This window comes from Cupriavidus sp. 8B, from assembly GCF_054589115.1.
Genome location: NZ_BAAILO010000128.1, coordinates 1 through 5,114 on the forward strand (window position 1 = coordinate 1; position 5,114 = coordinate 5,114).

Below are 5,114 nucleotides of genomic sequence, written 5' to 3' on the forward strand. Positions count from 1 at the left end.
GAGGCAACAGGTCAGCACGGGTTGCAGTTCTGATGAGTCAATGCGCCGGCCAAGATGTTTGTCGGTAAACCGGACATCCTGCTTGACGCTATCCACCGCCGGCTGTTTTGCTGCGACGCAGCCGAACCCATCCTCTGGGACGGTGCGTTACCGCAACGCGCAGGGGCAGGGCTGGGACGGCCGCGGCGCCATGCCGGACTGGCTGCAGCGAGCGATCCATGCCGGGCAGACGGTGGAACATTTCCGGGTAAGGCGGTAGCACGGATTAAGCGGATCATGCGAGTTGGCCCAGCCGCGCTTTGGTAGTCCACTCGCGGTCGAACTCAGTCTTCAGGAAGGTCGCCATGCGCCGGTATTCCTCGCGCGTGCCCAGCGCATAGCGTGTCAGCCTCTCGACCAGCCAGTCGTCATGGTGTTGGTCGGCTTTGCGTCCGCCTCCCGGCTGAACCGCGCCAGCTCCGTGTAGAGCTTGTCAGGCCTTTCTCGACACGGCATAGCTTGTGCCACTTGCGTTTCACATCCACGAACCACCAGGAGCCGTGCTTCTCATAGGCGTGCGAGGGCAGCGGCGAGGCTTTCTTCCGGCGCCCGATCATGCTGCCTTCCTATCCGACGCCAGTTCGGGCGGACGGCGACGCTGCTTGGGCTGCGGCTGGCTGACGCCACCCGCAATATGATGACGCCAGACGCGCACGCTGCCATCCGGTCGGCGGTCGGCCGATACCGGCCTTGCGCAGGGCCTCCAGTTGCTCGGCAGCGCGCCGGTAGCCGGTGGCTTCGATGATCTCTTCTTTGCTCAGGGTCACGGATTCCATCCGTCTCTCCCAGTCTTGCCGGGTTGTCTCAATAATACGTTGTGCTGCTTCGTTCATATCGTGTAAGGCTGCGGCCGAACCTTGGCCGCGATATACAGCGGGTGCTTGGGGCTGCCGTCCTGATTCAGCCCGAGGTGATGGAGCAGGCAACCGCGGCCGCACATCCGGATGATGCGCAGCACCTCTGCAGCGCGCGCTGGCGCCGCCCTGTGTGCGCCCCAGGCGCAGATCACCAGCGAGCAGCGGTCGAGCGCGTCCATGATTGCGCCATCGGTCTTGCGCTCATTGCCGAGCGGCGCCGAGTGAGTCAGCAGGCCGTCCGGATCGGTGGATCGCAGCGGGAACAGGTTCACCACCTCCAGGCGGCCATAGCGGCCGGCCAGCGCACGCTGCAGGCAGCGCGTGATCGTCGGGTCGTTGACCTGGTGGTCAGCGGTGGATGGGTTGAGCATGATGAAGCCCAGGGCCGGCTGGCTGCGATCCCACTCGCGCCACAGGCGGTAGCGGTACTGCTCGCCGTCGGAGAGGATGGCGCCGGCTTCGCCGTTGAGGGTCTGGGTGGTCAGGTGCTTCATGCTACGATCTCCCGTCCCAATCGGAGTCCGTCATGACAATCGAGAGCTACCAGGGCTACACCGTCCGCGGCTTTGCAAAGCAGCTTGGCGATGGATCCTTTGAGGCATCCGGTGCAGTTGAAAAGGATGGTCGCCTTGTGGAAGGCTCGGATCCCTTGGGGTACTACCCCTCGTTTGAGCGTGCTGCGGTAGCCGGGATCGTTTGGGCGAAAGCGTGGGTTGATGATCACGGCTGAACCCTCCGAAACACCCATACCCACGGATTGGTCTGCCAAGCGTCGGCGTCGTTGATGTTGTCCCACAGGCTTGCGTAGGCCGCAACCGGCGACGCGAACCAGGGCAGATCCGGTGCACCTCGCCAGCCGTCACCAAAGCGGATTAGGCCTTCGGCGATGGCGTCGGCCTCGCCGCAGTCGTTCAGTCGCTCAACGCGCACGCCAGTCACCTCCAGCTGTATCCGCGACAGCGCGCGCGGCATATGGATGCTCGGCTTCCAAGTGACGGCCTCGACCGGCGGCACGTTCTCGTACCCAGCCGGCACGCAGGCGGGGTAGTCCGCGCGGTAGACGGTCGGGCCCGGATCGAGCGCAGCGGGCTGCGCCCAGGTTTCGCTCACCCACAGCCGGTCGCCAGGCTTGCCGAAGGGACAGGCTTCGCGCAGGTACTGAAAGAACGACGCCGGCGGGGCTGCGACGAGATGGCGCTCCTTTACCACCCGCCGCGTCTGCGTCTTCCGACCGTCGAGGATGGCGCGCACCATGGCGCCGCTGAAGAGGATGGGGCGTACTATTGTCATGCTACGATCCTCCGAAACGATGGGAGAGCGATATGGCAATTGACGAACGCCGGAGCCGATGTCTCGCTGAACTTGCGGATGTCCTCGTGTCCGTATTTCCCGATGGCGCTGTATGGACGCGTATCGCGGAATCCAGCCGTAATTTCTTCTTCGGATGGCCCCTCAAGAACCAACCCGCCAATCTGACGCAGTACTCTAGGAGTGTGTCGATCTACTTCTCCGATGAGGCCCTCAACGCATACTGGAAATTGGCGACCCCGGAGAGGGAAGCTGCTCGGCGTGCTCTCAGACGAGTCATACTGCAAGGCATGGTCGGATACGACGAAGGCAGAGCATTTAAGAGGTACGCCGTCAAAGAGGCATGGCGCATTGACACGTGGCCGATGTGGGATGATGCAATAGGCGCTTGAAGTCATCCGGCCACCTCGATCCGCTTGACTTCCTTCGCCGACCAGCTTGCCATCTCCGGCGCGTTGGCGCGCACCATCGCGCCACTGAAGAGGTTGGGGCGTTCTTTGGTCATGCTAGGATTCCTCGAAGCGCTTGGAGACTATCATGACCGTTCACCTCTTCCATGAATTCCCCGCAGACGAGCAAGAGGACGTGAAGGCGGCATGCGCTCGATTTGGGTTTATCCCGCTGGATTTCGAAATTACTGATGAGGATGCTTATCCTGTCGGCCCCGCGGCAATACATAGAGAAGTTAGGGTTCTGAGATTGATCAATGGAAAGTTGAGCTTGTACGATGCCGGGCCTGGAACGGCCTGGACTGTGGCATTCGAAACGGAGCTTCAAGCAGGTGCCTTTGGGAGGCCCTAATTTGAGACGCCCGTCTTGGGTGTCTGCTGCTGGCCGCTGTTGGTTAAATGAGGCTGCGTGGGTCATGCTGTCACCCCCATCCGCTTCGCTTCCTTGGCGAGTTGCTGGCACACGACCACCACGCGCTGGCAGGTCTGCACGTCAAACCATCCAATGTGGCATTCCTCGACGTTGGCGATGCCGAGCTGCCCGGCCAGCCAGCTGTAGGCCTCCGAGCGCGACATGCGCTGGCTCTGCCAGATCGGGTTGAACACCGCCTTCGCGCGCGTCCTTGCTTGCCGCGTCGGCGCATCCGCCAGAGTGCCCAGGGGGATGTTCGTGAACGGGTGCATGCCACGTAGGCGTTGCAGTTCTTGCCCGTGCAGCGGTAGGCCCACGGCCATTCGCCGTACTCGCGGCCATAGATCTCCGCGTTACTGACGATCGCCACCGGCGAGGCACAGAAATGGCAGTGCGTCGGTGCCGGTAATGGGTTCTTGACGCGCGCGATGGCGGGCGGGACGGGTTCCAGGGGGTCTTGGGACCGTTCACGCCGCGCTCCCGGGAAATTCGTCGTGTTGCACGCCGTCGAGCAGGCGGCCGGCGCGCTTCTTTCCGGACATTTGCAGCCACGTCGGCGTGTGCCCGTTGACAGAGTTTAGGAAGGCGTCGTTCTCGCCGGCGGTGTTGATGCGCACGCGCGCGATCCCCGCGCGTTCGTCGATCAGGTAGTCCAGGCTCTCGGGCCCGCGTGGAACCCACTCACCCCATTGCTTGAAGAGGAACGGCACGCCGGCCGCCGCGCACTGGTCGCGCAGTCTCCGGGCCCAGTCTGGATGCATCGGCCGCGCGCTCGCGCCGCTCTCGCCGCTCTCGCCGCTCTCGCCGCTCTCGCCGCTCTCGCCGCTCTCGCCGCTCTCGCCGCCGACGATCACCCAGTCGAGGAACTTCTGCTGGCCCGTGCCGCGACAAAACGGGCAGCGTGCGCGCTCGTAGTGGGAGCGGTCATTGCATCGGTCGCCGTTACAGCAGTGATTGCAGCGGTCACCGCCCCATAGATTCGTGGGGAAGCGCAGATCCACCGGCCCGAGCAGCGGCTCCATACTGAGGAACCGCACGCGCGCCGGCACCTCCAGCAGCTTCGGTATGTCGCGGTCGGCCTCGGCCTGGTTACAGATGGTGGCGCCGAGCCAGACGTTGGGCCAGGGCACATCTGCCCATTCGGTGAGGCCATGCGACAACTCGCCGAGGGCTTCGTCCAGCATCGCGTGCGTTGCCGATCCGCTTCGTCAGCAGCCAGTCGAGATTTGGCGTGTCCGCGATCAACTGCAGGAGGTCGACGCGCCACGCCGGGTCCACCGCGTTATCGAACACGTCGGCCAGACTGGCGCAGAAGACGCGCCGGCGGCGGCCGTGCGTGGCGAAGAACTCGGCGTGCTGCGCGTTCCAGCGAAGCGGCGCGGCTGACGTGCGGTGGCGGTCTTCCTTGGCGCCCCAGGTCACGCGGAGCGCGCGCGCCGGCGTCGACACCTCGGCATAGCAGTGGTCGCACGCCGGCGATACCTTGGTGCAGCCAATCCAGGGGTTGAACGTGGCGTCGGTCCACTCGATTTTGGTGCTCTCGCTCATGCTACGATCCTTGTCAGCCTTTGGAGATAGTCATGAATCGCCTTACCGAATACCGTGGGTTCGCGATCAACGCTGATCTGGTTAGCACCTCCGAGGACATGTTCGATGTCTGGTTCCAGATCGAAGGTCCGATGAAGCCGCCGGGCGCCGCAGCATTCGGCAAGCGAATCAAGGTCCATGGCGGCCCGTTCTCCCGTCGCTGGGCGCATCTGGTCGCGGAAGTGGCGGGCAGAGCTGCGGTGGACGTTATTCTGGGCGTCTAGGAAAAGGCACATACCGCGATCCACATCCGGCTTTCTACTCACCCCGTCCCCATCATTCACTAGAATTCTGCGAAACCAACCAGGGAGACGGCCTTGGGCGAGCGCATGGCATGGGTATCCGAGGAATATCGTGGGATGTACGTCCATGTCATGACCTTCTGGATTGTTGGCATCCCAGGCGCCAGGCCGCCGCCTGGCCAGAAATGGGGGTATGTAGTCGAAATCCGATACACAGCCG

7 protein-coding genes and 2 pseudogenes are annotated in these 5,114 nt (G+C 63.5%); 4 read left to right on the top strand and 5 right to left on the bottom strand.

Annotated features, from left to right (window positions below; translation table 11 throughout):
- The first annotated feature begins 40 nt into the window (after window positions 1–40).
- Window positions 41–259, top strand: a complete 219-nt coding sequence (locus ACYP5B_RS13685) for an H-NS family nucleoid-associated regulatory protein (protein WP_459570026.1) — start codon at window positions 41–43, stop codon at window positions 257–259.
- Window positions 260–605: 346 nt separating this feature from the next.
- Here ACYP5B_RS13685 and ACYP5B_RS13690 read toward each other — a convergent pair whose 3' ends face one another.
- Both ACYP5B_RS13690 and ACYP5B_RS13695 read right to left on the bottom strand, forming a co-directional pair.
- Window positions 606–815 carry a DUF4224 domain-containing protein gene (locus ACYP5B_RS13690; protein ID WP_459570019.1) on the bottom strand — a complete coding sequence of 70 codons (210 nt, stop codon included), beginning with the start codon at window positions 813–815 and terminating at the stop codon, window positions 606–608.
- A gap of 53 nt (window positions 816–868) precedes the next feature.
- A complete protein-coding gene (locus ACYP5B_RS13695; protein ID WP_459570021.1) occupies window positions 869–1,390 on the bottom strand; it encodes a DUF1643 domain-containing protein in 522 nt (173 codons plus the stop codon).
- A 32-nt stretch (window positions 1,391–1,422) separates the two neighbouring features.
- On the opposite strand from ACYP5B_RS13695, the gene ACYP5B_RS13700 reads away from it, so the two are divergent.
- Complete coding sequence (locus ACYP5B_RS13700; protein WP_267601649.1) at window positions 1,423–1,626, top strand: hypothetical protein; 204 nt, start codon at window positions 1,423–1,425, stop codon at window positions 1,624–1,626.
- Here ACYP5B_RS13700 and ACYP5B_RS13705 read toward each other — a convergent pair.
- Complete coding sequence (locus tag ACYP5B_RS13705; protein ID WP_459570023.1) at window positions 1,617–2,186, bottom strand: ASCH domain-containing protein; 570 nt, start codon at window positions 2,184–2,186, stop codon at window positions 1,617–1,619. The two genes, ACYP5B_RS13700 and ACYP5B_RS13705, sit on opposite strands and share 10 nt — an antisense overlap.
- Window positions 2,187–2,741: 555 nt before the next feature.
- Between ACYP5B_RS13705 and ACYP5B_RS13710 the strand changes: the two genes are divergently transcribed.
- Complete coding sequence (locus ACYP5B_RS13710; protein ID WP_400102572.1) at window positions 2,742–3,005, top strand: hypothetical protein; 264 nt, start codon at window positions 2,742–2,744, stop codon at window positions 3,003–3,005.
- Window positions 3,006–3,067: 62 nt separating this feature from the next.
- Here the strand turns inward: ACYP5B_RS13710 and ACYP5B_RS13715 are convergent.
- A pseudogene (locus ACYP5B_RS13715) lies at window positions 3,068–3,435 on the bottom strand (zinc-finger-containing protein).
- A 97-nt stretch (window positions 3,436–3,532) separates the two neighbouring features.
- Window positions 3,533–4,613, bottom strand: a pseudogene (locus tag ACYP5B_RS13720) (phage Gp37/Gp68 family protein).
- Window positions 4,614–4,645: 32 nt separating this feature from the next.
- On the opposite strand from ACYP5B_RS13720, the gene ACYP5B_RS13725 reads away from it, so the two are divergent.
- A complete protein-coding gene (locus ACYP5B_RS13725; protein WP_400102573.1) occupies window positions 4,646–4,876 on the top strand; it encodes a hypothetical protein in 231 nt (76 codons plus the stop codon).
- Window positions 4,877–5,114 lie beyond the last annotated feature (238 nt).

Bases quoted from the DNA above. Each gene is read 5' to 3' on its own strand.
- ACYP5B_RS13705 (WP_459570023.1), bottom strand. From the start codon at position 2,186: ATGACAATAGTACGCCCCATCCTCTTCAGCGGCGCCATGGTGCGCGCC.
- ACYP5B_RS13710 (WP_400102572.1), top strand. From the start codon at position 2,742: ATGACCGTTCACCTCTTCCATGAATTCCCCGCAGACGAGCAAGAGGAC.
- ACYP5B_RS13695 (WP_459570021.1), bottom strand. From the start codon at position 1,390: ATGAAGCACCTGACCACCCAGACCCTCAACGGCGAAGCCGGCGCCATC.
- ACYP5B_RS13690 (WP_459570019.1), bottom strand. From the start codon at position 815: ATGGAATCCGTGACCCTGAGCAAAGAAGAGATCATCGAAGCCACCGGC.
- ACYP5B_RS13700 (WP_267601649.1), top strand. From the start codon at position 1,423: ATGACAATCGAGAGCTACCAGGGCTACACCGTCCGCGGCTTTGCAAAG.
- ACYP5B_RS13725 (WP_400102573.1), top strand. From the start codon at position 4,646: ATGAATCGCCTTACCGAATACCGTGGGTTCGCGATCAACGCTGATCTG.
- ACYP5B_RS13685 (WP_459570026.1), top strand. From the start codon at position 41: ATGCGCCGGCCAAGATGTTTGTCGGTAAACCGGACATCCTGCTTGACG.